This window comes from Nostoc sp. (genome assembly GCF_036917355.1).
Classification (GTDB): Bacteria; Cyanobacteriota; Cyanobacteriia; order Cyanobacteriales; family Nostocaceae; genus Nostoc.
The window spans coordinates 1-26,711 of the sequence record NZ_JBALDP010000095.1; the positions used below are offsets into that span (position 1 = coordinate 1).

Below are 26,711 nucleotides of genomic sequence, written 5' to 3' on the forward strand. Positions count from 1 at the left end.
CTTAGGGAAAAGGGTAAAGGTTAAAGGGAAAGGATTTTGAGTTTCTTTACCCTTTCCCCCTTACCCTTTACCCCGACTTTTGCAAGAAGTCTAATCTAAAATCCTAAAACCAAGATCGAAGTTAGCCCAACTTAAACACATCCGCCATTACACTATCATCACCCACCAGCCTACTTTTTGCTGGAGAGTCATAAACTACCAATAGCGAAGGTACGCCAGTTACATCCTGAAACAGCGTCATTCCTTCAGCGTGTTCTTCCCGATTCCCATAAGGAATATCTTGCACAAAATCGGGATTGCTGAAGACATTTTCTCGCAAATTCACACCATTTACCCAGCGATAAACTTGCACGGGGCCATCTAAATCCATCGTTGGCCCGGCTAAAATCAACAAATCTTTATCATCTACATACAAATCCCGAATTCCCAAACCATTCAACCAGATAAAATGCTTTTTATATAACTCCTGCAATTCCCCAATTTGCTTTAGTTTCATCAGTCCAGGGGTAGAATTTTCTAACTCTATTTCCAGCACCACAGCCCAACCCCGCAATACAGGCCCGCGCAAACCCAGAAAGACGCGGTTTTGATAAATGCCTATTCCTTCAATATCAAAGCCATTATCCTTTCCGGGAATTGCTGCTTGAATAAACAAGCCTAAATGGGCATCATTTGCTAAAGCTGTCATCAGCAAGTTACCCTGATTCGTAACCTCTAATTTAGCGGCATTCAATTGCACGTCTGGCTTTTGGGGGTGTGGACAAGATGAGAATAGCTTACCGTCTATTAGAGGAATCCGTCCTAAGACGTAACGGTTAGGTTCTGATTCAATTTTTCCGAGCCTTTTAAAGTTTTTGGCATCTGTATTTTCAGGTTTTAATTTTTTGCGTTTGTAGCTGTGAGAACCAACAAACCATAAGTAATTATCAGCATAAGCCAGTCCTTCTATATCAATTTCTTCCTCTTCTGGTGCAGGTAAACTGATAAATTCTACTACTCGAAATTGTTGATGATCTGTAAATTTATCAGTATCAATCAAAGATAAACGCTCAAGAGTAGAGGTTTCATCTGACCCTAACCATAAATACTTCTGATGTGTTAGCAGCACTGCTGATAAGTCTTCTCTATGTTCCTTAAAAGAATCTACAAAAGTCAATAAAACTTGATTTAGTAAATGTAATTTTGGCATTTTAAATTATATTGATATTTACAAATATGCTAGCCATGCTATTATAATATATGATTTGATTATCGTAAAATTTTATTCTTAAAACTATATCTCATATCAACTTTACGGGATAAAATGCTTGTAAAACTTTGACCTTTGACAGATATTGCATATTTATAAAATAGGATGTAACTATCAATAGTTATAAGCATATCCGACAATCCTGTTTGCATAAAAAATATCAAAAGTAGATGTAAAATTCTAAATAATATTGTTATTATGCAATAACCTCATGAGGTAATCATTCAGACCCATTATGAAATTAGCTACACAACCTACAGTAAAAACTCTCGGTGACTACGCCTACCAAGCGATTGAAAAACACTTTAAGAAAACCTTGAAGTGGGAAAAATCAGTAAAGAAAGATGAAGATCCAGAAGCGCTGCACCAAATGCGAGTGGGAATGCGCCGCCTACGGACAGCGGTAACTCGGTTTGGACTAGCAGTGGATCTGTCGAAACCAGTCAGCGATAAAAATATTGGTAAAATAGCCCGTCGTCTTGGTAATCTGCGAGATTTAGACGTACTCAAAGAAAGTTTGGAAAACACTTATAAACCAAACTTACCTCGTAAAGAACAAGAATCTCTACAAACAGCTTTTACAGCTTTGGCGAAACAACGTGAAGATGTAGAATCGAGTGTGCAGAAAACATTAAATGATGAATCTTACAAGTCTTTAAAAGATGCATTAGATAAGTGGTTAGAGAAACCTACTTATCAACCTTTGGCATCTATTGCCATTCAGCAAGTACTACCAGACTTGCTTTTACCAGAAGTGAGTAACTTCTTTCTGCATCCAGGTTGGCTAGTTGGGACTGAAATTGTAGAGTCAGAAGTGAAGATCCAGAAAAACTGGAAACCAAAAAAGATAGAAAAACAATTAACAACAGAAGGTGAAATTCTTCATAGTTTGCGAAAAGAAGCTAAACGTATACGCTATCAAATGGAGTTATTTACTGACTTATATGGCGAGTCTTACGAAGCTTATATTACAGAAGTGAAAAATATCCAAGAAATTTTGGGTACGATGCAAGATAGTGCCGTTTTAACTGACTGGCTTGGAGATGTATATAAGTCAGAAATTCACACTGAGTTGCCCACTCTTGCTAATTTATTAACTGAAAATCGTTACCAGTCATGGCAACAGTGGCAACCTTTGCAAGAACGGTATCTGAAAACTGAAACCAGACATAGTTTTCATTTAACAATACTGCACCCACTTTCAGGAGTAATCAGTTAAAATTACTTTTGATTGAGAAAGGATTGGACTAACGAAGAGAAAATTAGACTTCTTGGCATTTGTCGGGGAAAAGGGTAAAGAAACTGGTTCACTACTCAATTTACTTCTAAACAATCCTGCTCTAACAGAGCCATCGAGAATGGCTCTGTTACTAGTTCATATATGGTTAATAGTAATATCGGTAATCATCTAACTCCATGCTTTAAAACAATACGGTTCAGTTAAGCCAGAAAAATAAATTTGCGTAGGTTGGGTTGAGGAACGAAACCCAACATTTACGGGCATTTGTTGGGTTTCACTTCGTTCAACCCAACCTACAATTATCCTTAACTGAACCGTATTGTGCTTTAACCCACGTTAGGCACTTCAAAATGTAATAGACTTCTTGCAAAAGTCGGGGGAAAGGGTAAGGGGGAAAGGGTAAAGAAACTCAAAATCCTTTCCCTTTAACCTTTACCCTTTTCCCTAAGAGTGCAAAAACATATTTTTGCAAGAGGTCTAATATAAAGTGTTGTATGCTCTTTTGCATTCCTCACAAGTTTCTCAAATTATTTCCCTATACCTGAATATTAAGATGAGGATCTGAAAAAACTCACCTAGTCTAAGTATTAGAGGTATATATGTTTAAAAAAATTCTGCTTGCATTGGATTGCTCTGAGATGGGCAAACATATTTTTGAACAAGGCATTGCTTTAGCTAAGATGACTGGAGCTAGTTTATTCCTGCTACACGTTTTATCTACTGAAGAAGAAGGTAGTCCTTATATACCAGTGTCTACTTTTGACTACTATCCAGGAATGTGGAACCAAGTCTCAGAGTCTCACATACAGGAGTGGGAAAAATGGAAAAATCAAGGTGTGGAGATGTTGCAATCGTTCTGCGCTCAAGCAAATACAGCGGCTGTGAACGCTGAATTTAGGCAAATCCCTGGCAGTCCTAGTCGAGTTATTTGTGACTTAGCTGGGAATTGGGATGCCGATCTCATTGTCATTGGGCGTCGAGGTCACTCTGGTCTAGCGGAACTATTGCTCGGCAGTGTCAGTAATTACGTTCTTCACCATGCTCCTTGTTCAGTCTATGTTGTGCAACTTCCTATTGATGACAAAAAAGCTGAAGTTGTAAAAGAAAGCGCGATCGCTTCCACGGGCAGCTAATTCATGGCAATGTCTTACCTCGTTCCCAGTCTCCTGGCTGGGAATGCCGATTAGTGCGCTGCTGCCTCCTGAAAGAGCATTTTCAGTTCTACCCGAAAACGAGATTTAAAGAGATTTTAAAATGATCCAGGGATAAAAAAGACGGGTTGCAGCCCGTCTAAATAGCTTGAAAGTGCAAATACACCTTGTATAGTATTGAAAATAACACAGTTAATTTTCTGAGAGTTGCCAATTTGCCAAGTTACAAAAAGAACAAGTATTGAACTGCTACTTGTTTATAACCCAATACGCTTGGGTTAGGGGTTATTGGTGTAAATAATTGCTGTTTCAAGACGCTTCATTCAATACGCGATAAATCGCGTCTCTACATCTGGGTTTTATCGCAATTCTGAACTGTATTGGTTTATAACCGTCCCACAAGTTCTAGTCTTTCTAAGTAAATCCTTTAACCATCTATATTTGAGGATTTTCGGAAATTACGTAGGTCTTGGTGTAGCCTATCCAAGAGTTGCTCGTCGTAGACATCGCACTCCTCAAACTGATTGAGCAATTTCTCTAAAAACAGGAATAATCGCCCTAACAAGATATTGCTTTGTCTAAATCAGTCATAGTAGAAGTTACAGCTAGTGGATATAGAAGCTCCTCTAATGTGTTATCACGACTGGTTTAGTTTGACATGAACTCAACTAGCAACGAAAATCAAGGTTTATAAACATCAAATATGAACGTTTTACTTCTATACCCCCGCTTTCCAAAAAGTTTTTGGTCTTTTGAAAAGACACTGGCTTTATTAGACCGTAAAGCAATGTTACCGCCTTTAGGCTTAGTGACTGTAGCGGCGATTTTACCGCAAGAATGGAATTTCAAGCTAGTAGATCGAAATGTTCGCGTCTGTACAGAAGCAGAATGGGCTTGGGCAGATTTGGTGATTATGTCGGCGATGATTGTGCAAAAAGAGGATTTGCTCTCTCAAATATTGGAAGCAAAGCAGAGAGGTAAGCAAGTCGCTGTGGGTGGGCCTTTTCCAACAGCGCTACCGAATGAAATGACATCCGCCGGGGCAGATTATTTGATATTAGACGAGGGGGAAATTACCCTACCCTTATTTGTAGCAGCGATCGCACGGGGCGATCGCACAGGTATTTTTCGTTCTGGCGGGGAAAAACCAGATGTCACCAACACTCCAACACCTCGCTTTGATTTGCTAGAGTTTGAAGCTTATGCAGAGATGTCAGTACAATTTTCCCGTGGATGTCCTTTTCAGTGTGAATTTTGCGACATTATTGTGCTATACGGTCGCAAACCCCGCACCAAAAACCCAGAGCAACTCTTAGCAGAACTTGATTATCTCTATAAACTGGGTTGGCGACGCAGTATTTTTATGGTGGATGACAACTTCATCGGTAATAAGCGGAATGTGAAATTATTTTTGAAGTCCCTTCTGCCCTGGATGGTAGAACATAACTATCCCTTTTCCTTTGCCACAGAGGCTTCAGTTGATTTAGCCCAAGATCAAGAGCTGATGGATTTGATGGTAGCGTGTAATTTTGGAGCCGTTTTTCTTGGAATTGAAACCCCTGATGAAGAAAGTCTCACTTTCACGCAGAAATACCAGAATACCAGAGATTCACTCAGTGAAGCAGTGAATAAAATTACCCGCTCCGGGCTGCGAGTCATGGCAGGCTTTATCATTGGGTTTGATGGCGAGAAAATAGGAGCCGGCGCACGAATTGTCAAGTTTGTTGAGCAAACGGCAATCCCCACAGCCTTATTTAGTATGCTGCAAGCCCTTCCAGATACAGCCCTTTGGCATAGATTAGAAAAGGAAGGACGACTCCGTAATAAATCTGCCAACATCAACCAAACGACGTTGATGAACTTTGTCCCAACTCGACCATTAGAAGACATCGCTTGTGAATATGTGCAGGCTTTCTGTGATTTGTATGAGCCAGAGCGGTTTTTGGAGCGTACATACAAACATTTTAGGCTTTTGGGCGAAGCAACCTACCCGAAAAAGGGCAAAGCTGCCAAGAAACCATTGAACTGGAAAGTACTCCGAGCGTTTCTGATTATTTGCTGGCGTCAAGGTGTACGTCGTCAGACACGCTGGCAATTCTGGCGCAACTTGTGGAGTATGTATCAGCATAATCCGGGTGGGGTGAGTAGCTATTTAGCTGTTTGTGCCCAAATTGAGCATTTCTTGGAATATCGCCAAATTGTCCGGGATGAAATTGAGGCGCAAGTGGCTGAATTTCTAGCAGCAGAAGCTAGGGTAAAACCGGAAGCAGAAGTTATGGAAGTATACTCATAGCATTTAGAGTAAGGGTTTCAGACTTCCATTAAATGCCTCTTTCAGCCTTCCAAATCACACCAAGAAATAATGATTATTTCTTGGTGTGGATTGAAAAGCATCAGGTCACAAGCATCTAGCAAAATCATGATTGTTTTCAGATACATCATCATTGGACTGACTTATATCGGTTTGGGTTTAGGATATCTCCCTGGTTTGCGGATGAACCGAGCCAGTATTGCTTTAGTTGGTGCATCTTTGCTGATGGCTTTCGGAGTATTAGACCTTAAAGAAGCATGGCAAGCTATAGACTATAAAACGCTGATTTTCCTGTTTGGCATGATGGTAATCAGCACAAACTTAGCTTACGCTGGTTTTTTTCAACTAACCCTTGATACAGTTACACACTTTACTCGTAGCCCTTTGGGTTTGCTAATTGTTTTAACTTTCGGCAGTGGAATTCTTTCCGCTTTTTTTCTGAACGATACCATCGCTCTAATTTTGACTCCTTTGGTTCTCGGTTTAACCCAAACTTTGAACCTCAATCCGATTCCTTACTTACTTGCCTTGGCGGGAGCAACTAATCTAGGTTCAGTGGCTACTTTAAGTGGTAATCCGCAAAATATTCTGATTGGTTCTTTCTCTGGTATCAGCTATCTCGATTTTGCGAAAGCATTGACTCCCATTGCATTAGTAAGTTTGTTAATCCAAATTGGGTTATTGTGGTGGCTGTATCCTGATGTCCGTTCTACTAAGTCTTGTCCCAGTGTAACCCCCGTGCGTTACCGCATATTTAAACCGTTGCTTACTAAAAGCCTATTGATAACAGGAGGACTATTAATTGCATTTTTAATTGGGATACCTCCAGCCCAAGCAACACTCATAGCTGCTGGTTTACTGTTCATTACTAGGCGAATCAAACCGCAACGAGTTTTAAATAAAGTAGATTGGGATTTACTGGTGATGTTCTCTGGACTATTTGTTGTGACTGCTGGAGTAGAAAAATTAGGAATATTGAATTTATTTAGTGGTTTAGTTTATACTCCTCTGAACATATTAGGAATTACTGCTCTGCTTTCAAATTTAGTTTCTAATGTTCCAGCCGTATTGTTACTACAACATTTAATTTCTCATCCAGACACCAAAACCTGGTTACTATTAGCAGCAGGATCTACCTTAGCAGGTAATCTAACTTTGTTAGGTTCAGTTGCTAACTTAATTGTTGCTGAGGCTGTTGCAAAACTTGGTTATCAGTTGTCATTCTGGGAACATCTACGTTTTGGTTTACCGCTAACTGTCGTGACTCTCATCCTAGCTTATGCTTGGATTTAGTTATTTGTCATTGGTCATTTGTCATTTGTCAACAATCAAACTTAAAATTTCAGGCTCAAAGGTGCAACTTCGAGGCTAAAAGGCCCAACGTTCAGGTTCAAAGGCTCAACTTTAGGCGATCGCCCCAACAGTTCTTCTGGCTGTCCGAGGGTTTGGGTATTTGCTTCACCAATTTGCTCGGCTGATGCTTGGGAATGAGCTAAAGCTTTTTGCGCCAAGTTGACTAAATCTTCTAAATCGAAGGGTTTAGTTAAGTAATCATAGGCTCCCAATTGCATAGCTTCAATCGCTGTACGACTTGTCCCGTAAGCTGTCATCACAATTACTGGCAGTTCAAATAAAGTCTTACTACCTAAAGCTTTTAAAACAGCACTACCCTGAGTTTTGAGCATTTTTAAATCTAGAAATACCAAGTCAGGACGAGATGTAGCATCTTGTTGAATTATCTTCAGTCCTTGTTCTCCGTCTCCCGCCTCTATTACGTCGTGACCTTCATCTTTTAAAATCTGCGCCATCGCTTGACGCAAAGCTTTTTCATCATCAATAATCAAAATCTTAGCCATCGTTGTGATTCTTCGTAAGTAAATGCTAAAAACGGTGCAACCCGGTTGAGATTTCAAATCAATATGCCCTCCATGTCGGGTGACAATCTCGTGGCTAATTGCTAAACCTAAACCTGTTCCTTGAGGTTTTGTGGAATAAAAAGGATCGAAAATGCGATCGCGTTCTTCTGGTGCTAAACCTGCGCCAGTATCTTTTACCCAAGTCACTAAGTAGTCTTGCTCTTGGCTTACACCTACCTCAACTTCACTTTCTAGTGAACTTGGTTGGATGGCATTTAAGATTAAGTTAACCATCACCTGTCCTAACTCTCGGCAGCGTAGTGGTACTTGGGGCAAAGGTTCAGCAGCAGAGCGATAAAAAAGCGTTACTCCCTGTTCTTCGGCTTTGAGACGTAATAGAGAAACTGATTCAAAAGCGATCGCTTCTAGGGAAGTAGTTACCATTTCTTCTTGCTGATTTTGGTCAAAATACAATAGCCGTCGCACCAGCATCTCTAAACGGTCTACTTGTTCTAGTAAACTAGCAATCGGTAAAGTTGTAATTCTCTGCTTTTTTTATTGTCGTTCTGTATATTGCAAGTTGAGGCGCATACTAGCTAGGGGATTGCGGACTTCATGAGCTACCCCTGCTACTAGTTGTCCCAGAGAAGCCAAGCGCTCAACACGGTGTAAGCGCTGCTCTAACTCTTGGCGGTGATATTGCATACTATTAATTGCAGTTCCCAAAAGTCCCATTTCTGCGGGGAGGGGAGGAATTAGTGAAGCTTTATCCTCTTCCATTGTTTTAATACTTTGCTGGAGTCGCTGCACTCCCCACTGTAGTTGTAAGGCAATATAAAAAGTCCAAACTCCCACGACTAAAATTCCTAAAACTACGAAAACACTTAAAACTTTTTGATTGACAAAAATCTTTGCAACAGATGAATCTGCTGTTGGGGCGTTTAGCTTGACAAAGTAGTAGTTTTACTTTTGGATATTCAGGTGGCTAGCAAAAAATGAGGGTATTGCTAACTTGTTAAGTTGCCAATACCCTCACGTAGATAAACTAAGTTTTTGTAGTAGCCTATAAGTCTAAGTCAGTGCCTGAGCAACTACTGCTGAAAGTGACTCATTCGCTGCTTGCTTCAACAATTCGGCTTTATCGGTCTGTTCCCAAGGCAAGTCTAAATCAGCCCGCCCAAAATGACCGTAAGCCGCGACGTCCTGATAAAAACGTCCGCCTCGTTCACTTGGTAAGTTGCGTAAGTTGAAGGTATGGATAATCCCTGCTGGACGGAGTTCAAAGTGTTTGTTGATTAATTCCAGTAAGGTTTCTTCATCCACTTTGCCAGTACCAAAGGTATCCACTAGAATGCTGGTTGGTCGTGCTACACCTATAGCATAAGATAGCTGGATTTCAACTTTTTCTGCCAACCCAGCGGCGACAATATTTTTCGCTACATAGCGAGCCGCATAAGCAGCAGAACGGTCTACCTTCGTGGGGTCTTTGCCAGAAAAAGCACCGCCACCATGTCGTGAATAGCCACCGTAGGTATCAACGATTATTTTCCGTCCTGTCAGACCAGAGTCTCCTTGAGGGCCACCAACGACAAATTTGCCAGTGGGGTTGACTAAAAAACGTGTTTCCTCATTAGGTTTAACGTCAATGTCACCAAAAACAGGTTCGACTACTGCTGACCAGAGGTCTTGTTTAATTTTGGCTTGTACCGCCGCCTCATCCGTAATTTCCCCAATACTGGCTGTATGCTGGGTGGAAATTAGAATCGTATCAATACCTACGGGGCGTCCATCTTCGTAGACCACAGTTACTTGGGTTTTACCGTCAGGACGCAGGTATGACAGTTCACCTGTTTTACGGACTGCTGCCAATCGGCGAGCAATGCGGTGAGCTAGACTGATGGGCAAGGGCATCAGTTCTGGTGTTTCGTTGCTGGCAAAACCAAACATTATACCTTGATCGCCCGCACCAATTTTATCGAATAGCTCATCACTATCTTGCTGGCGGGTTTCTTGGGCGGTGTTAACCCCTTGGGCAATATCGGGTGATTGTTCGTCTATAGCTAGCAGAACGCTGGTGCTGTTAGCAGAAAAGCCATTGTCAGCATTGGTATAACCAATTTCGGCAATTTTTTTTCGGGCGAGATTGACGAAATTTACATTAGCTTTGGTGGTTATTTCACCAGTGATTAGCACCAAACCAGTATTAACTACGACTTCAGCGGCGACACGACTGCTAGGGTCTTGTGTCAAGAGGGCATCCAGAATGGTATCAGAAATCTGATCGCAGATTTTATCTGGATGACCTTCGGTGACTGACTCAGAGGTAAATAGATATCGACGAGACAAAGGAAATTCCTCCATCGAGAGTTTTTTCGTTAACTAAATGTGAGTATTTAGTTTAACTACTAATTTCTGAAATCATAACAATATTTATACTTCAGTCGTTAGTATCTTCTTGATATTGATAAAAACCACTAACTATAAGGTAAATATCCGTAAGTAAGATAAATGTATGCTAATTACTTTTTAGCTAAAATGTATTTAATAACACAAAAAAAGGGGGTACCCGGAAGCGCCCCCACAAGCTTTGACACAAACACTGCTGCTTTAAACCTGAATCGCTAACTTTGCTTCCGTAGCTGTCAACCGCTCATAAGCAGCACGCATCTTCAAACCTGTAAGCACTTGGAAGAAACCAGTTCCATTATTGGAACCTGGATACTCGCGGTGCTGGAGTAACAAGTGAGTCAATTCACCCTGATACTTTGTGGATGTATTGCTGAGATGGGTTTCGATATAAATGACTTCTTCCAAGTTGTCAAATTGACCATCCACCTCTAGTACTGAGACATAGCGGCCGTAGTAAACATCTGAACCGTAGTACAGTTGCATACCAGGATAAGAACAGGTCAGCTTGCGTCCACAGGGAGTCCAATTGATTGTTGACCCTTCATCAAATAAGTAGGTTGGATCGAAGCCTTCCTTACCTTCCCGCTGGAGCATACGTACCCGTAAGACTCTACGTTCGGTGTCGTTTTTGATCAAGTTTGTGGGCAATACCTGGAGAACCACATCAGCAAATTCTCTTTGTGGTTCGATAAATTTATCAAAGTCAGGTTTTCGGGAATTAATTTGCGCTAACACATCTTCGTAGCGATGACCGCGTTCAGCCATATCTCGCTGGATTTTCCAGGCAATTTTGACCTCATCGCTAATGTCAAAATAAACACTGAAGTCGATTAGCGATCGCACCCGCTCATCATATAAAGGATGCAGCCCTTCAACAACTATAATGTGATTCGGCTCTATCCGCTCTGGCGGATCGATCAAGCCGGTTTCGTGGTTATAAATCGGCTTATCAATCGCTTGACCACTTTTGAGCGCTTTAATTTGCTCATACATCAGGTCAAAATTGTTCGCCCTGGGGTCTAGCGCCGTTATCCCCGTTTCTTTGCGCTGTTTGCGATCCAAGGAGTGATAATCATCCAAGCAGATGACTGTCATTAAATCTTCACCAAACAAATCGATCAAACGACGCAAAAACGTAGATTTACCGCAACCAGAGTCTCCGGCTACTCCAATCAGTACCACGCGTTCCGGCTTACTTGTCATAAATCTCCTCTAAAATACTAAAGTTGTGTCAATAATTTTTCACACAGCAGATTCTGAAGCTAGGAGTTTACCCCTTTGGTTTATCCTGCGTTCTTGCTACCTAGCACATCTATAAGACACCAAGCGGGTAGACAACAAAGTAATCAGGAGGCAGGAGGCAGGAGTAACCCACGTTTAAAAGCGTGGGACTTAAGCTGTAGATGCCTTGAATCCCGAGGCACTTTTGGCTCAATACAATTCTTATTTTTAAACTGGGCTTTTGACCTAGAAATAAAAAAAATTCATTCATACTTCTTTCCTCCTGCCTTGTCTACGACACGCTGCGCGATCTGTCCTTTGCCTCCTGCCTACTCTTTTAAGTTGCTACTCGTCGGACTAGCCTGAATGTTGGTGCCGGTAAGTATTTAATCCTAGTGATATATTTGATTTTAACAGAAGGGGGTATCCCATACAAGATTGCTGTCAAGAAGAATTAGCGTGGTTCCTTAATCATTTTTTTGTTAATTTAGTTGTTAATTTAAAAATGGGGATCAGCACTGTTTATCAGCGTTGCACCTTTATCAGTCTGCTACTTGTAACTCTATAGAATCAAGACTATAAGGTATAATTTATGATTGCCGGAAATTTTATAATGTTCCTAAATTGTAATTCCTGCTCGACAATACTTAATATTCAAAGTAAAAATCTATCCAACGAATGAGGAAACAACTTGCATGACTCAAATTATTGGCTGTAAATTTATGGATATACCCATATAGAAGCGTTGACGTTATGGCAAAGTACTGATAGAAGGTTGACAGATTTTTCACATCAAGTGAAACTAATTACAGTTGCTTGAATTATGATTGTCTATCTCGTGATGTTTGTAGCTGGAGTTGTCTTAGTTATGTAGTTTTTCATAGACAGGTAATGAAGATAGCTAACAATATTCCATAAAAGTAGTAGATTTGGAGAAGTAAAACCAATCGCAAGAAAACCTTCCTCTCGTGGCATTCTCCGATTGAAACCCCTGGAGTAAGCAAGCGCAAAGGCAGCTTTGAAAGGTAAACTGAGCGGTAGCTTACACCGAGCAAAGCAGCCCTCTAAGAACATCTGCCATTGTGAGTTGCTCGTTGGGTACTAAGGTAAAAAGCTATCTCCCTGATGGGGCGATAGTTAACGAAAAAAAGATTAAATTGATTCATTATTAACATTCTCCACAAGACTTATCCTTTACCTTAGAAGGTGAACAGGTGTGTTTTTTGCTATGCCTGCATGTCTTTGGTGAGTGTACTTAGCAAGGCATTAATTTAATGATGCCGTTTTTCCTTCAGGGCCAGTTTTGTGAAACGAAAATCCGGTAAACTAAAGCTGGCATGGGATGGGAATAGTTTTTTTTGAAAAACGGTTAAGTAAATTATCGGAGTGGTAGAACGAATGTACAATCAAGGTGCTGTTGAGGGTGCTGCCAACATAGAATTAGGTAGCCGCATCTTCCTTTATGAAGTAGTGGGTTTGCGTCAGAGTGAAGAAACCGATCAAACTAACTACCCAATTCGGAAAAGTGGCAGTGTGTTCATCAGAGTGCCTTACAACCGCATGAATCAAGAAATGCGACGTATCACTCGTCTAGGCGGCACAATTGTTAGCATCCAGCCTGTAACTGCGCTAGAGCCAGTTAATGGTAAAGCCTCATTTGGGAGTGCTACAAGCGTTGTCAGCGAGTTAGCTACATCTGGGGAAACTGCTAACAGTGAAGGGAATGGTAAAGCCACACCTGTAAATGCTCATAGTGAAACCAAAGGTTTCGCTAAATCATCAGCTGAAGAACAGCTCAAGAACAAGGACAAGAAAGGCAACACCATGACTCAAGCGAAAGCCAAAAAAGACCACGGTGACGTTCCTGTTAACACTTACCGTCCCAATGCTCCGTTTATTGGCAAGGTAATATCTAACGAACCGCTAGTCAAAGAAGGTGGTATTGGTATTGTTCAACACCTTAAATTTGACCTTTCCGCCGGGGATTTGAAGTATATAGAAGGTCAAAGTATTGGGATTATCCCACCAGGATTAGACAAGAACGGCAAGCCAGAAAAACTTAGACTCTATTCCATCGCCTCAACTCGTCATGGCGATGATGTGGATGATAAGACAGTATCACTGTGCGTCCGCCAATTAGAATACAAGCACCCAGAAACTGGCGAAACAGTCTACGGTGTTTGCTCTACGCACCTGTGTTTCCTCAAGCCAGGAGAAGAGATAAAAATTACAGGGCCTGTGGGTAAGGAAATGTTGTTACCCGATGATCCTGAAGCTAATGTCATTATGTTGGCAACTGGAACAGGTATTGCCCCGATGCGGGCTTATCTATGGCGTCAGTTTAAAGATGCGGAAAGAGCAGCTAACCCAGAATACCAATTTAAAGGATTCTCTTGGCTAATATTTGGTGTGCCGACAACTCCAAACCTCTTATATAAGGAAGAACTGGAAGAAATTCAACAAAAATATCCTGATAACTTCCGCCTCACTGCTGCCATTAGCCGGGAACAAAAAAATCCTCAAGGCGGTAGAATGTACATCCAAGACCGCGTAGCAGAACATGCTGATGAATTGTGGCAGTTGATTAAAAATGAAAAAACCCACACATACATCTGCGGTTTGCGAGGTATGGAAGAAGGTATTGATGCAGCCTTAACTACTGCTGCTGCTAAGGAAGGCGTAACCTGGAGTGATTACCAGAAGCAACTCAAGAAAGCTCATCGCTGGCACGTAGAAACTTACTAATTTGGTCATTAGTCATTGGTCATTGGTCATTAGTTTTAGACAAAGGACGAAGGACAAAGGACAAATGACAAAGGAAGCAGGATAATCAGTAGGTAGGGCAAACGCTCTACCTACAATTGTTATTGGTGAAATTGGGTGCAAAATGGGTGTGAAACTAGGAATACTGGGATTAGGCACCGTGGGAACGGGAACAGTGCAGTTGTTGCAAGATAGCGCTGGGCGTCACCCATTGTTGCAAGAGATAGAAATTTATCGGGTGGGAGTGCGATCGCTAGATAAACCCCGTACAGTAGAATTATCTACAGAAGTTTTAACTACAGATTTGGAATCTATTGTCAACGATCCGGCAATAGACATAGTTGTCGAGGTAATGGGTGGATTGGAGCCGGCGCGATCGCTCATTCTCAAAGCTTTAAATAATGGTAAGCATGTAGTCACAGCCAATAAAGCAGCGATCGCCCGCTTCGGAGCAGAAATTTTTACCACTGCCAATCAAGCAGGCGTATACGTGATGCTAGAAGCGGCTGTGGGTGGTGGTATTCCCGTGATTCAACCTCTAAAGCAATCTTTAAGTGTTAACCGAATTCATACTGTAACGGGTATCGTTAACGGTACAACTAACTACATCCTGACGCGGATGCAAACAGAGGGCAGCAACTTCAACGATGTTTTAGCTGATGCCCAGCGCTTGGGTTATGCTGAGGCTGACCCCACAGCCGATGTAGATGGCTTAGACGCAGCTGATAAAATTGCCATCCTGGCATCATTAGGCTTTGGTGGACGCATCAACTTACAAGATGTTTATACTGAAGGGATTCGGCAAGTGAGCAAAACAGATATTGCCTACGCCGAAAAATTGGGATTTGTGATTAAATTATTAGCGATCGCTAAACGTGATACTCCCTCATCTCCCCTTTCCGTAAGAGTTCATCCTACTTTAGTGCCTCAAGCCCACCCTTTGGCTAGCATCAACGGCGTTTACAATGCCATTCTTGTCGAAGGAGAACCTATAGGGCAAGTAATGTTTTTTGGCCCCGGTGCTGGTGCTGGTGCAACCGCCAGTGCTGTCACATCGGATATTTTGAATTTAGTTGCTGTCCTCAAAACCAATACAGCAGTTGCAAATCCCTTATTAACTTGTGGACATCAGGAATACTGCCAAATTGCGCCGATGGCAGAATTGATAACTCGATTTTACGCCCGTTTCCTCACCAATGACCAACCCGGAGTTATCGGTAAATTGGGTACTTGCTTTGGCAACTATGGCGTTAGCTTGGAGTCAGTTGTCCAAACAGGCTTTCAAGGGGAACTAGCAGAGATTGTGGTTGTTACCCATGATGTGCCAGAAGGCAATTTTAGGCAAGCTTTGGCAGAAATTCAGAATTTAGAAGCGATCGAAAGCATTCCCAGCTTACTGCGTGTACTTTAAGATTAGTCGGGAGTGAAGCTCGTCAACTTGCTTTGCTCCAATTATTTAATTACCCCAAAGGATTCTTAGCTGCGAGTAAAACTTGGTTAACTACGCAAGCTAAACTAAAAAATAAACTTCACCCCAGCGCGAGGCTATACCTATGACCTCTGCAACCGATCCATCCACCGCACTCACTCCTTTCCCTGACCATACACAGCTACCAGAGTCAGACGGTACTTTCGTGAAAAATTGGCAAGAGCATCCCCAAAGCATCTTACTCACTGACTCGATTACACCTATCCTTAAAAAATTACATCCTGAAGGTCAATATTGTATAGGTCAGGACTTAGGTATTTACTGGCGTTTGACAGATCCGCCAGAACGAGGTGCAGAAGCACCAGATTGGTTTTATGTAGGAAATGTACCGCCCTTGCTCGATGGACAAACGCGGAGGTCTTATGTACTGTGGCGAGAATTTATTGCCCCCTTAATTGCCTTAGAATTTGTTTCTGGGGATGGTAGTGAAGAACGAGATAAAACCCCTTGGCAGGGCAAATTCTGGATTTATGAACAAGTAATTCATCCGTCCTTTTATGGCATCTACGAAGTGAATAAAGCCAGTATAGAAGTTTATGAATTAATTGGTGGACAATATCAGTTATTAACAGCAAATGAACGCGGACATTACCCAATTACCCGCCTGGGAGTTGAGTTAGGTTTATGGCAAGGAGAATATCAAAATGCTCAATTGCCCTGGCTGCGTTGGTGGGATTTGCAGGGTAATTTGTTGTTGACTGGTGAGGAAAGAGCCGAACAGGAAAGACAAAAAGCCGATCGCTTGGCTGCTCAATTGCGATCGCTCGGTATTGAACCAGAAGTTTAAGTATTTGCTTTAAGGGTGCGATCGCGACAATTTTTGATTTGCCTGGGGAACGTAAACAAGTAATAGACTAGTGACGTATAGGCGCGAAATTTTGCGTCTCTGTCATTTTGCGAGATAGTAGGATTGAAGTACGCCAGTTAAAAAGCCCCATTTGCTGATGTAGTAACACCAAGCATCACTAATAACTGAGTGAGAACAAACAAGTGTAAATACTAAGGAGTAAGCGCTGTGACAAATTTGAGTAACTACAATGCAGAATTAGCTGATGAAGAAACTTTAGAAGAAGAACAAGAGGAAAAAGTTACTTTCCAGTATGATCCCGATAAAATTAACATTGTAACTAGGGAACCAACAATAGAGTTATTGCTAAAAAGAATCAATGAAGAAGCCCTTGATTTAGCACCTGATTTCCAACGTCATGCGGATATATGGAAAGAAGATGCCCAAAGCAGGCTTATAGAATCTATTATTATCCGCATCCCCATACCAGCATTTTATATAGATGCTACTAATGAAGATAAATGGTTAGTAGTCGATGGATTACAGCGTCTATTTGCACTAAAGCGCTTTATTCTTGATAAAAAACTCAAACTATCTGGATTAGAATATCTTACAAATTTGGAAGGTAAAACCTACGATGAAATTGATCGCAGATACCAACGCCGCCTTGAAGAAACTCAACTAACAGTATATTTGATCGAAAAAGGCACACCTCCAGAAATTAAATATAATATTTTCAAACGCATTAACACAGGAGGGCTTGCTTTATCTCCTCAAGAATTACGCCATGCTCTTAATCCTGGTAAGGGAACAAAATTTTTAACTAAACTTGCTGCATATCCAAAATTTAAACAGGTAGTTAAACTTGGAAATGAGCGGATAATGCGTATGGATGATCGTGAATTTATACTAGGCTTTTTAGCCTTTACGTTGACTCCTTATAAAGATTATGCCGACAACAGAGATACTTTTTTAAGGAAAGCACTATCTAAGACAAATAAACTCTCTGAAACGGAGCTACATAACATTGAAAATAATTTTAAAAAAGCAATTATAGCGAACTGGGACATCTTTGGTAAAGATGCATTTCGGAAAATATCTAATTCTCAGAAAAGACAGTTTCCTATAAATAAAGCTCTCTTTGAATCTTGGTCAGTACTTTTGAGTAAATTGAGTGACGATCAAATACAAATTTTAATAGATAGAAAAGAAAAATTGATTAATATACTCAAGACATATATAGACAATGACAAATATTTTTTAGAATCTATATCTCAGGCTGCCGAGAAAGTACAGTATAGATTTAGTACTATAGAAAAAATAATTCAGGAAGTACTTCTATGATTGATTCCCTAACACTCACAAATTTTAAGCCTTTTCAAAATCAACCCCTTACATTTAGACCACTTACATTTTTATCTGGACTTAACAGTACTGGTAAGTCTTCTGTTTTACAAGCATTATTATTATTAAGGCAATCTTATCAAAAAGGTTTACTGTCAGAAAAAGGCTTGGTACTTAATGGAGATTTAATTAATATTGGCACAGCTAAAGATGCGATTTTTGAAGGTGCATCTAAACAAGAACAACTAGTATTTGAAATACTTTGGAAAAATGGCACAAAAAGTGTATGGAAATTTAAAAATGAAGAAGAAGATGTAGGAGCTAATTTTTTATACCTGACTTCGGAGTATGTAGATGAGCAGGTATATCACTTATCCAGTCTTTTTAATCAAAATTTTCATTACATTGAGGCAGAACGTATAGGGCCAAGAGCATTTAATCAAATGTCATATGACAAAGTTCAATTACTTGGAACACTAGGCGCTAGATGTGAATATACATTACATTTTCTTGCAGTCAATGAGAATAGAATTATTGCTCATCAAAAATTAAGTCATCCTAATGTGAAAAGTTCACAGCCACAAGACGACGATCCAGAGGAAAAATCACTAGCTTTAAAAGATCAAGTAGAAGCATGGATGGGAGAAATTAGCCCAGGTACACGTATAGGGATAAAATCAAATCCAGATATAGATTTGATAAATTTGCAATGCGGGTATGGAGATAGCAACCCTTACCGTGCAACTAATGTTGGCTTCGGAATTACCTACACTTTACCAATCATAGTAGCTGTACTCGCTTCCGAACCTGATACACTAATTCTAGTTGAAAACCCAGAGGCTCATCTTCATCCTAGAGGACAGACAAAAATGGGTGAATTGTTAGCACTGGCTGCTAGTTGTGGTGTTCAAGTGGTGATAGAAACTCATAGCGATCATGTTTTAAACGGAATTCGGCTTGCAGTTCATGGCGGAAAACTTGAGCCAGAAGATGTCCAGTTGCACTATTTCCAGCGTCAAGAAAAACAAGGAGAAGCATTTACTGAGGTAGTTTCACCACGGATTGACCGCAACGGCAGAATTGATAATTGGCCTGATGGCTTCTTTGATGAATGGGAAAAGAATTTAATCACCTTACTCAAACCAAGGGATATTTAACGCATGGACTTGGAGATGGTGTTTAATGAGCTGTCCATGCGAATTCCTGCTGATAATATTCAAACAGCTAAACAAAGGATGTTAGACCTGATTGCTACAGCAAGAGAAGCTGCGGAAAGAGGTGTAAAGCCAATAATTCGCACGCATAGTGAGTTTTATGCTAGTGTACTAGCGAATAATTATTCTTTATCTGATTGGCTTCGAGATCCAAGTATAGATAGGGATGATATGCGATTTATTCTCACAGCAGCAAAGACTCCTTATCTAGCAGATATTCAGAATTCTGAGATTGAAAATAGAAATATACTATCTGATTTTTGCTGTCAGGGAGAAACCAGTGCTGGTCTTGGTATTGCTTATTTGCTTGAATCTCTTGCTTTAAGCATCAGATCAGAATCGAAATGGAAATCTAATAGTATTGTTCTGGAAGTTACTTGGTTAGAAGACAGTGAAAACTTGAATTCGGATACAGTAGCAGTTGTTCACGCCAGTAGTAAAGAGCATGTACAGGAACGTATTGCTTGGATACAGGAGCGTCTGAGAACAGGAGTTCGTGACGGACTAGATTTATGGAATCGCAGAGAAGATTTATTTCCCTCCCTGCTCTTTTGTGAAAGTGTTAATCAACAAATACAAAATCTTGGTAATGGTGATCCAATGCTAAGACAGGTTGTTAGAAAGTTGTTTGAACTAGAAAACTACTGTCAAACTTGGACAGATGGAGCTTTTAATTTAGACCTTATTCCTAGTAAAGCGACTCCAGAAAGTGACTCTAGACTTCAAAAATTAAAGCCGAAACTAACCTTTAAGTGTCCTGATAATGTGCATCGTATTTTTAGTTTCCACCTAAGAATGACTGGTGCAGGGGCTTGGCGGCTTCATTTTTCTGAAGAATTAGGGCCAGCTAAAATTCTCATTGGGTACATTGGACCAAAAATCCAATAATCTTAAAGCTAATTAGAAAAAGCGATTGTCTACGCTTGCTAAACTGTCACATTTTAAGCGTCTAGTAGGCAAAGTGAGCGTGTCCACTGGAATGCTAGGAGGCAATAGGTTTTTATTTAAATTAGTCAAAGCCTTATAAGTATTTATCCCCGAAAATAGGGGATTTCGGAGATTGGCACAAGATCCATTTAGGCAAGGGTAAATTTTGAAGGGCTGAAGAAAGTGGGTGACGAGGGAATCGAACCCGCAACCAATAGATTAAGAGTCTACTGCTCTACCGTTGAGCTAGTCACCCACACGAATAACAATCATAGCACAACTTTGAGAATTTAGCTAGTACCGCACCCAAAAAACGAATTAAAAGGGGAATTTGACGGTGAAGGTGGTTTGACCTGCTGCACTCTCTACATAAATCGAGCCGCCTAAATGTCTGACCATTTTCTGCACTAATGCCAATTCCAGCCCCGTGCCGCTATGTTTCCAAGGATCGTGTTTGGAAAGGTGATAGAAAGGTTCAAAAATCCGCGAGAGTTCATTGCTGGTAAGCTCTATTCCCGAATTGGTAATATTAAGCTCGACTGCATCCCCGATCGACTGAGCAGAGACTGCGATCGCTTCCCCGGCTGGGGTGTATTTGCAGGCATGGTTGAGCAGTTCGGTGACAATCCGCTCCAAATCAGTGATATCTGTCTCCAAAGGCGGCAGCGCCCGATCTACAGTCAGGTTTAACTGCTGTCGCTGGCAGATAGTGAGGTCTCGAAAAGACTCGATAATCGGGTGAAGCCAGCTTTGAAAGTCAATGGCAATCAAGGTTGGAGGATCGGGTTCGGCTTCGAGATATGTGAGTGTGAGTAGGTCGTTAATTAACTTGCTTTCTCGCCCACACTCGTTATGCAGAATCTGCAAGAGTTGCGGCACTATTTCTATCTCTGATATTTCTGCTGGTGTGAGGACACTTTCGAGAGTTTGGACTGCAAGGCTGATGCTGGTTATTGGTGTCCGCAGTTCTTGGGATAGAGTTCTGAGAAATTGGTTTTTGAGCCGATCGCTTTTTTCTAGTTCTTTTACCTGTGCTTGGTTTTGTTTGTAAAGCTGGGCTTGACGAATGGCGATCGCACATTCATTTGCTACCTGCTGCATTAGCTCAATTTCAAATTCATCAAAAGCCTCTTGTGATGGTCTTGTCAACCAAATATTTCCCAAAATCCCTTGAGTATCAAAAATTGGACAAGCCATCTGGGACATAACTAGCAACTTTGGTTCCCATCCCGGTACAATTTCCAAAAATTGCAATGGTTGTTTTTGCAACAGCGGCTGATAAACTTCAAGATGGTCTGCAATCTGTTTGGTTGATCCTTGACACTGGGGTAAATTAATACTGTATTCGTAAGCAATAGTAACTAGAGTTTGACAGGTACTGTAGAGTTCAATTTGGCAACGCTCAAGGTTTAGTAACTTTACTAATTCCTGGGTAAGTGTCTGCAATACCTGAGTTTGATCCAGACTGTCGCGGATTTGTTCTGTCATGCGTCGCACCAAGGCTTCAAAGTTTCGCACCTGCTGCAACTGACTGATGTGCTTCTGTTTCTGTAACTCCATCTTGGCTTTGAGATCCTGGAGTTGTTGATGAAGTTCTGCCTGTTGGACTGCAACGCCGATTTGAGTTGCCAACTGCTTGAGTAAGTCAGTTTCTGTTTGCTGCCATTGACGCGATTCACGGCAATTCTGGGCAATCAATAGCCCCCACATATCTTGCTTTTGGAAAATCGGTACGACGAGATTGGCTCTTATCTGCAAAGATGCAAGGAAATCTATATGGCAAGGATGCAAGCCGGCTGCATAAATATCTTCGACAACTTGAATGCAACCTTGTCCGTAGTATTCTAGATGTTTGCCACTGAAGCAGGGATCAGTGATGTTTTTGCCCAATAGGAGATCGCTAGCAGCTACAGTTGATTCGGCAATGATTACTCCACTGCCATTAGCCTCGAAACGATAAATCAACACGCGATCGCAATTCAAAAATTGCCGCAGTTCAATTGTAGTTTGATGCAGAATTGTCTCTAATTCTACAGATTGGTGAATCCGTCCAGCGATCGCTTCTAGCAGTTGCTCTCGTTCAATCTGGAGTCCAACTGCTTGTTCTGCTTGCTTCACAGGGGTAATATTAGTACTAGTACCAATCAATCGATAAACCTTGGAGTTAGCATCCTTTAGTGGGGTGAGAGTCGTACTCCACCAAGTGGGAACTCCCTGGAATTGCAAACATTGTTCGTAAGAAATAGTTGTGCCAAATTGCACGCAGTCCACATAATGTTGACGCACCTTTGCAGCATCAATAGCAGAGAGGATATCCTCTGGCTTTTTGCCCCGGAGATCGTCTGAGCGAATCCCTATCCACCGCTCATGAGTGGGATTAAGGGCCACATATTGAAAATCTCCATCCTCCAAAACATCAATTACAAATATTGATGCCTGTACAGAATCATACATGCTGAGTAGAAACTGCTCGCTACTACTTTTTTCATCTACTTCTGTGCCGAAAAGAATTTCAGGTGGTGATAATTTTGTCAACTCCATAGTTGATTCCACTGGATTTATATTCATGCGAGAGTCCCACTCTTGTATTACTGACTCTTCTAGGCGCTCTCTTGTCGTTAAGCTTGTAGTAGATGCACTTTAGCGCCTATAGCAAAGTATTGTCAGCTGTTGCTCATCGAAATTTTGATCTTTCTCTACTTCTTGTCAGAAATCTAGGAAAGCTAATAGGAGTCAGCTTAACAAAATCCTGCTTTTTGAAGGTGAAAATACATTTGCAGGTTAGGGCAAACTTACTGAAATTTTTTAACGGTTTTTCAAAATTTTTGCATATATCTAAGTGCAAACTTCAGTATACATGAATTAAAGTTATAATTCTTAACAAGAAGAGAGACGCGATCGCTCGCGTCTGTGGCAACTTACAATCGCAATTTGTGAGCATTGATTCCCGTGAGGATACCAACTAGCAGCCAAGTGATGCCTAATCCGATGACTTCACCTAAAAATAACTGGGTTAAGTAGCGCCAGATCGTTCCGACAGCAGAACCCACAGGGATAGCAACAGCCCAACTTGCCGCAGAGACAAATATCCATCGCCACGCTACAGGTTGGGGAATTGCTAACCATTGTGCCAATCCGATCCCCAAGCCGGCAAAAGCTCCATAAACCGCCCCTGACAAGATTCTCACGGGAAGAATCTGAGTGCTAGGTACAATCCAACCCACAGCACCAATACCGATCGCAGTGATAATACTCCAACCCAAAAGACTTGACAAAATCCACCTGATACAAAATATAGGTTGTTTGAGTAGACAACCTTGAGGAAGTGCGATCGCAAATCCGCCGATAGCGGCCTCTACCACGCCAATATCTGGCTTTTCGCCGACTTCAATTAAGAGTAAACTCAATAAAAATCCGCCAAGAGTAGCTAAAGTCCACAGCAATGTAAAGCCAAATCTGGTATTTTTAGGCGCGAATGGCATCAAAGTTTCTTTGTTTGTAACAGTCTGACAGTTTTTGCATTAAACATCTCAAAAAAACCTTTGCGTCGCTGTTGGGGTGATTCCGGTACAATGTAACCCCACAGACTCTCCCAGTAGAAAAAGGAGATACCATCAAAATTGCGATCGCGTACTACCTGAACCTGTTCTCTAACTTGTGCCATTTTCACCGGATTACCTACCGTTCCTGTTGATATCCCAATACCTACAGGAATTAGACTTTGAGCCAGTTTTATCGATGGAAGTTCTAGTTGAGCGATAAAAGACTTTTTGTCATTTCGATACACCTGCAAAATTAACTCATTAACTAAACCTTTTTTTACCCAATTTTCCCAATCTTGCAAATAGTATTTATAAGCAAAAGCTTGATAGTTGGGAGACAGAGATATTTTAACTTTAGGTTTAACTGCCTTTACAGCTTGATAGATTTCTGCCATGAAATCAGTAATTTTATCTGCCCGCCACCGCATCCATTCTGGGTTAAAAGGGTCATTAGGGGGACTTTTACCTTTATGTTCTTGCTGGTAGAGTTCAATAGTGAAGCGATCGTAGCCGAACTGTACAGGCATTCCAAAATGGTCGTCAAGCTGAATACCATCGACATCGTAATCTCTGACTACTTCTAAAATTAACCCTTGGATAAACTCTTGTACTTGTGGATGTAAGGGATTCAACCAAGCTTGTTTAGTTATTAAAAGATTGTCGATTTCTTCTGGTGGGGCATCTTGAATAGAGTTAATACCTTCTTGCCCAGTTGTCAACCAGTCGGGATAACGCCTTGCTAATTGTGAATAATGCGGCGTCATGAATCCGTATTCAAACCAGGGAATGACTCTCAAATCTTTATTTTTGGCAAGTGTTACTATTTTTGCTAAAACATCCTGTCCACCGTGCATGAAGTTAAGCAAAGGTTGAATTTCTGAGCCTGTAGTTATTTTGGCTACAGTACTCTTATAAAAAGTATGTCCTCGGTTCCAAACTACAGGATAAATCGTATTAAAGTTGAGAGTCGATAATTGATTTATGGCACGGTTAATACCCCAAGGGACAAATAGTACACCACTAGCAACATTAGTAAGCCAAACGCCGCGAATTTCTGTAGTTAAAGGACTAGTTTTTTGGGAATAAACTGGCAGTGAAGAGGGTAAAAAACCTGTTAAAGCGACTACTAATCCCAAACACAGCAAGTAAGCAACACAACGGCGAACAACCCGATTCATTTGTAAGCGTGACCTAGTGCGATCGGAATATATATATAACTACAAAATAAAGTTGTAATCCTCCGGATGATGTAAAGAAATGATGATTCAGGATTCAGGAGTCAGAACTCAGAACTCAGGAGTTAGAGGTCAGAATAGTTGAAACAATACGGAGGAAATTTTGGTCATGAATCTACTTAACAATACCAAAACCTGATAAATTATGACTCCTAACTCCTAACTCCTAACTCCTAACTCCTAACTCCTAACTCCTTTCTTCTTAAAATCTTTCCACACCTTCAAATTGCTTGAGTACTGATGCATTTGCTGCTTCACCACAAGTCCGTGGTGTTGGGAATATCTTTTCAGGATTTGCTAACCCTTTAGGATTAAAAACTTGCCGTACCCATTGCATAGTTTCTAAATCAACTTGGCTAAACATCTGTGGCATATAGCACCTTTTCTCTGCTCCGATGCCATGTTCACCAGAAATACTACCACCGACTTGAACACAAAGTTTAAGAATTTTTCCACCCATTTCTTCTACTTGCTCTAATGCACCAGACACAGAATTATCATAAAGAATTAGCGGATGAAGATTGCCGTCACCAGCATGAAATACATTAGCAACACGATAACCGTATTGTTTACTTAATTCCTCAATTTCATGTAAAACATAAGGCAACTGAGTCCGGGGAATTACACCATCTTGCACATAATAATCTGGACTTAAATGCCCCGCAGCAGCAAAAGCCGCTTTACGTCCTTTCCATAATTTCAAACGAGTTTCTGGGTCAGTAGCAGAAGTGACATTTCGCGCACCATTTTTTTTACAAATTTCGGTAACTCGCTGCTTATTGCCTACAACTTCGACTTCTAAACCGTCAATTTCTATTAGCAAAATAGCAGTAGCATCGCGGGGATAACAATTAGTTGCTACAACATCTTCAACTGCATTGATGCTGAAGTTATCCATCATTTCCATACCACCAGGAATAATCCCGGCGCTGATGATGTCAGAAACAGTTGCCCCGGCAGCTTCAATGCTAGTAAAATCTGCCAATAGCACACAAATTGATTCTGCACTTTTGAGAATTCGCAAAGTAATTTCCGTGGCAATTCCTAATGTGCCTTCGGAACCAACAAACACACCTGTTAAATCATAACCAGGCATTTCTGGGATTTGTCCGCCTATATCGATAATTTCCCCTTCCGGCGTGACTATTTTTAATCCTAAAACGTGGTTAGTAGTAACACCGTATTTGAGACAATGTACCCCACCAGAATTTTCCGCAATGTTACCCCCAATAGAGCAGATAATTTGACTCGAAGGGTCAGGAGCGTAGTAAAATCCAGCACCACTAACGGCTTGTGTTACCCAACTATTAATCACCCCAGGTTGTACAACTGTCCGTTGATTTTCTAAATCAATGCTGAGGATTTGCCGCATTAATGAGGTAACAATTAAAACAGAGTTTTCTACTGGTAAAGCGCCGCCAGATAGACCAGTACCAGAACCGCGTGCGATGAAGGGTATAGAATATTGGTTGCATATCTTCACCACTTGGGCAACTTGTTCTGTAGTTCTGGGTAACACCACCACAGCAGGGCGTTGGCGATAACCAGTTAAACCATCGCATTCATAGGTAATAAGTTCTTCGCGGCGTTGCACCACACCATTTTTGCCAAGCACAGCCTCGAATGCTTTGAGAATGGGTTTCCAGTTACGTTGTTTTTTATCTTGGGTAAGCATAGTTTTTAAAGTTCAAGGTAGATGTTATAGGCTGGTTAGTATAAGTGTAATTACTATTGTTGCAAGAATAGCAGTCAAAAGTGAGTAAGTGCGATCGCGTTTGTTGTAGAGTAAGCGCGATCGCACTCATCTTGACTAATAATTTGGATGGGTGTATCGAAGGCGATCACATCACTTGTATTTATTAATGGAGGATATGCATTTAATACCAATTTAATATGAAGCTGCATATAATAGAGGGAAGCAAACTTGATAAATTTGAATACTCATGAGCCGTCCTTTTGAGATTGAAATCGCA

The 26,711-nt window shown here is 41.1% G+C and carries 20 protein-coding genes and 1 tRNA gene; 10 read left to right on the top strand and 11 right to left on the bottom strand.

Annotated features, from left to right (window positions below):
- Positions 1 to 121: 121 nt before the first annotated feature.
- Positions 122 to 1,189 carry a DUF3616 domain-containing protein gene (locus V7K53_RS28905; RefSeq protein WP_335200891.1) on the bottom strand — a complete coding sequence of 356 codons (1,068 nt, stop codon included), beginning with the start codon at positions 1,187 to 1,189 and terminating at the stop codon, positions 122 to 124.
- Positions 1,190 to 1,484: 295 nt separating this feature from the next.
- Between V7K53_RS28905 and V7K53_RS28910 the strand changes: the two genes are divergently transcribed.
- The 4 genes from V7K53_RS28910 to V7K53_RS28925 all read left to right on the top strand — a co-directional run bounded on the left by V7K53_RS28910 (position 1,485) and on the right by V7K53_RS28925 (position 7,244).
- Positions 1,485 to 2,468, top strand: a complete 984-nt coding sequence (locus tag V7K53_RS28910; protein ID WP_335200892.1) for a CHAD domain-containing protein — start codon at positions 1,485 to 1,487, stop codon at positions 2,466 to 2,468.
- 620 nt (positions 2,469 to 3,088) lie between these two features.
- The gene (locus tag V7K53_RS28915) at positions 3,089 to 3,622 is read left to right on the top strand and encodes a universal stress protein (RefSeq protein WP_335200893.1); all 534 of its coding nucleotides are present in this window, start codon (positions 3,089 to 3,091) and stop codon (positions 3,620 to 3,622) included.
- Positions 3,623 to 4,343: 721 nt separating this feature from the next.
- Positions 4,344 to 5,933: a B12-binding domain-containing radical SAM protein gene (locus V7K53_RS28920; protein WP_335200894.1), complete on the top strand. Its 1,590-nt coding sequence runs from the start codon at positions 4,344 to 4,346 to the stop codon at positions 5,931 to 5,933.
- A gap of 126 nt (positions 5,934 to 6,059) precedes the next feature.
- Entirely contained in the window at positions 6,060 to 7,244 is a 1,185-nt protein-coding gene (locus V7K53_RS28925; protein ID WP_335200896.1) for an anion transporter, read from the top strand.
- Positions 7,245 to 7,285: 41 nt separating this feature from the next.
- Here V7K53_RS28925 and V7K53_RS28930 read toward each other — a convergent pair whose 3' ends face one another.
- The 4 genes from V7K53_RS28930 to V7K53_RS28945 all read right to left on the bottom strand — a co-directional run bounded on the left by V7K53_RS28930 (position 7,286) and on the right by V7K53_RS28945 (position 11,419).
- On the bottom strand, positions 7,286 to 8,299 hold the full coding sequence (locus V7K53_RS28930; protein WP_335200897.1) for a response regulator: 1,014 nt from the start codon (positions 8,297 to 8,299) through the stop codon (positions 7,286 to 7,288).
- Positions 8,300 to 8,362: 63 nt separating this feature from the next.
- Complete coding sequence (locus tag V7K53_RS28935) at positions 8,363 to 8,662, bottom strand: histidine kinase dimerization/phospho-acceptor domain-containing protein (protein WP_335200898.1); 300 nt, start codon at positions 8,660 to 8,662, stop codon at positions 8,363 to 8,365.
- Positions 8,663 to 8,878: 216 nt separating this feature from the next.
- Positions 8,879 to 10,153 carry a methionine adenosyltransferase gene (gene metK, locus V7K53_RS28940; RefSeq protein ID WP_335200899.1) on the bottom strand — a complete coding sequence of 425 codons (1,275 nt, stop codon included), beginning with the start codon at positions 10,151 to 10,153 and terminating at the stop codon, positions 8,879 to 8,881.
- Between the two features lie 261 nt (positions 10,154 to 10,414).
- A complete protein-coding gene (locus V7K53_RS28945) occupies positions 10,415 to 11,419 on the bottom strand; it encodes a phosphoribulokinase (protein WP_194044767.1) in 1,005 nt (334 codons plus the stop codon).
- Positions 11,420 to 12,835: 1,416 nt separating this feature from the next.
- On the opposite strand from V7K53_RS28945, the gene petH reads away from it, so the two are divergent.
- From petH to V7K53_RS28975, 6 genes are all read left to right on the top strand, one after another.
- Positions 12,836 to 14,182, top strand: a complete 1,347-nt coding sequence (gene petH, locus V7K53_RS28950; protein ID WP_335200911.1) for a ferredoxin--NADP reductase — start codon at positions 12,836 to 12,838, stop codon at positions 14,180 to 14,182.
- Between the two features lie 142 nt (positions 14,183 to 14,324).
- Positions 14,325 to 15,611: a homoserine dehydrogenase gene (locus V7K53_RS28955; RefSeq protein WP_335200900.1), complete on the top strand. Its 1,287-nt coding sequence runs from the start codon at positions 14,325 to 14,327 to the stop codon at positions 15,609 to 15,611.
- 142 nt (positions 15,612 to 15,753) lie between these two features.
- Positions 15,754 to 16,476, top strand: a complete 723-nt coding sequence (locus V7K53_RS28960) for a Uma2 family endonuclease (protein WP_335200902.1) — start codon at positions 15,754 to 15,756, stop codon at positions 16,474 to 16,476.
- 228 nt (positions 16,477 to 16,704) lie between these two features.
- Entirely contained in the window at positions 16,705 to 17,820 is a 1,116-nt protein-coding gene (locus tag V7K53_RS28965; protein ID WP_335200903.1) for a DUF262 domain-containing protein, read from the top strand.
- Entirely contained in the window at positions 17,817 to 18,977 is a 1,161-nt protein-coding gene (locus V7K53_RS28970; RefSeq protein ID WP_335200904.1) for a DUF3696 domain-containing protein, read from the top strand. Before V7K53_RS28965 ends, V7K53_RS28970 begins: the two co-directional genes overlap by 4 nt.
- Positions 18,978 to 18,980: 3 nt before the next feature.
- A complete protein-coding gene (locus V7K53_RS28975; RefSeq protein ID WP_335200905.1) occupies positions 18,981 to 19,922 on the top strand; it encodes a hypothetical protein in 942 nt (313 codons plus the stop codon).
- A 223-nt stretch (positions 19,923 to 20,145) separates the two neighbouring features.
- On the opposite strand, the gene V7K53_RS28980 is transcribed toward V7K53_RS28975, so the two are convergent.
- The 6 genes from V7K53_RS28980 to V7K53_RS29005 form a co-directional block, all read right to left on the bottom strand.
- A tRNA-Lys gene (locus tag V7K53_RS28980) sits at positions 20,146 to 20,217 on the bottom strand.
- 62 nt (positions 20,218 to 20,279) lie between these two features.
- The gene (locus V7K53_RS28985; RefSeq protein WP_335200906.1) at positions 20,280 to 22,529 is read right to left on the bottom strand and encodes a GAF domain-containing protein; all 2,250 of its coding nucleotides are present in this window, start codon (positions 22,527 to 22,529) and stop codon (positions 20,280 to 20,282) included.
- Between the two features lie 350 nt (positions 22,530 to 22,879).
- A complete protein-coding gene (locus V7K53_RS28990; RefSeq protein ID WP_335200907.1) occupies positions 22,880 to 23,443 on the bottom strand; it encodes a hypothetical protein in 564 nt (187 codons plus the stop codon).
- On the bottom strand, positions 23,443 to 24,681 hold the full coding sequence (locus V7K53_RS28995) for a glycoside hydrolase family 10 protein (RefSeq protein ID WP_335200908.1): 1,239 nt from the start codon (positions 24,679 to 24,681) through the stop codon (positions 23,443 to 23,445). The genes V7K53_RS28990 and V7K53_RS28995 overlap by 1 nt, the downstream gene beginning before the upstream one ends.
- Before the next feature lie 259 nt (positions 24,682 to 24,940).
- Positions 24,941 to 26,413 (bottom strand): glycolate oxidase subunit GlcD, encoded by a 1,473-nt coding sequence (glcD, locus tag V7K53_RS29000; RefSeq protein ID WP_335200909.1) that lies wholly within the window; start codon positions 26,411 to 26,413, stop codon positions 24,941 to 24,943.
- Positions 26,414 to 26,487: 74 nt separating this feature from the next.
- Positions 26,488 to 26,643 carry a hypothetical protein gene (locus tag V7K53_RS29005; protein WP_335200910.1) on the bottom strand — a complete coding sequence of 52 codons (156 nt, stop codon included), beginning with the start codon at positions 26,641 to 26,643 and terminating at the stop codon, positions 26,488 to 26,490.
- Positions 26,644 to 26,711: the final 68 nt, after the last annotated feature.

Excerpts from the sequence above, each read along its gene's own strand:
- V7K53_RS28905 (WP_335200891.1), bottom strand. The coding sequence starts at position 1,189 with ATGCCAAAATTACATTTACTAAATCAAGTTTTATTGACTTTTGTAGAT.
- V7K53_RS28910 (WP_335200892.1), top strand. The coding sequence starts at position 1,485 with ATGAAATTAGCTACACAACCTACAGTAAAAACTCTCGGTGACTACGCC.
- V7K53_RS28915 (WP_335200893.1), top strand. The coding sequence starts at position 3,089 with ATGTTTAAAAAAATTCTGCTTGCATTGGATTGCTCTGAGATGGGCAAA.
- V7K53_RS28920 (WP_335200894.1), top strand. The coding sequence starts at position 4,344 with ATGAACGTTTTACTTCTATACCCCCGCTTTCCAAAAAGTTTTTGGTCT.
- V7K53_RS28925 (WP_335200896.1), top strand. The coding sequence starts at position 6,060 with ATGATTGTTTTCAGATACATCATCATTGGACTGACTTATATCGGTTTG.
- V7K53_RS28930 (WP_335200897.1), bottom strand. The coding sequence starts at position 8,299 with ATGCTGGTGCGACGGCTATTGTATTTTGACCAAAATCAGCAAGAAGAA.
- V7K53_RS28945 (WP_194044767.1), bottom strand. The coding sequence starts at position 11,419 with ATGACAAGTAAGCCGGAACGCGTGGTACTGATTGGAGTAGCCGGAGAC.
- petH (WP_335200911.1), top strand. The coding sequence starts at position 12,836 with ATGTACAATCAAGGTGCTGTTGAGGGTGCTGCCAACATAGAATTAGGT.
- V7K53_RS28955 (WP_335200900.1), top strand. The coding sequence starts at position 14,325 with ATGGGTGTGAAACTAGGAATACTGGGATTAGGCACCGTGGGAACGGGA.
- V7K53_RS28960 (WP_335200902.1), top strand. The coding sequence starts at position 15,754 with ATGACCTCTGCAACCGATCCATCCACCGCACTCACTCCTTTCCCTGAC.
- V7K53_RS28970 (WP_335200904.1), top strand. The coding sequence starts at position 17,817 with ATGATTGATTCCCTAACACTCACAAATTTTAAGCCTTTTCAAAATCAA.
- V7K53_RS28975 (WP_335200905.1), top strand. The coding sequence starts at position 18,981 with ATGGACTTGGAGATGGTGTTTAATGAGCTGTCCATGCGAATTCCTGCT.
- V7K53_RS28985 (WP_335200906.1), bottom strand. The coding sequence starts at position 22,529 with ATGAATATAAATCCAGTGGAATCAACTATGGAGTTGACAAAATTATCA.
- V7K53_RS28990 (WP_335200907.1), bottom strand. The coding sequence starts at position 23,443 with ATGCCATTCGCGCCTAAAAATACCAGATTTGGCTTTACATTGCTGTGG.
- V7K53_RS28995 (WP_335200908.1), bottom strand. The coding sequence starts at position 24,681 with ATGAATCGGGTTGTTCGCCGTTGTGTTGCTTACTTGCTGTGTTTGGGA.
- glcD (WP_335200909.1), bottom strand. The coding sequence starts at position 26,413 with ATGCTTACCCAAGATAAAAAACAACGTAACTGGAAACCCATTCTCAAA.
- V7K53_RS29005 (WP_335200910.1), bottom strand. The coding sequence starts at position 26,643 with ATGCAGCTTCATATTAAATTGGTATTAAATGCATATCCTCCATTAATA.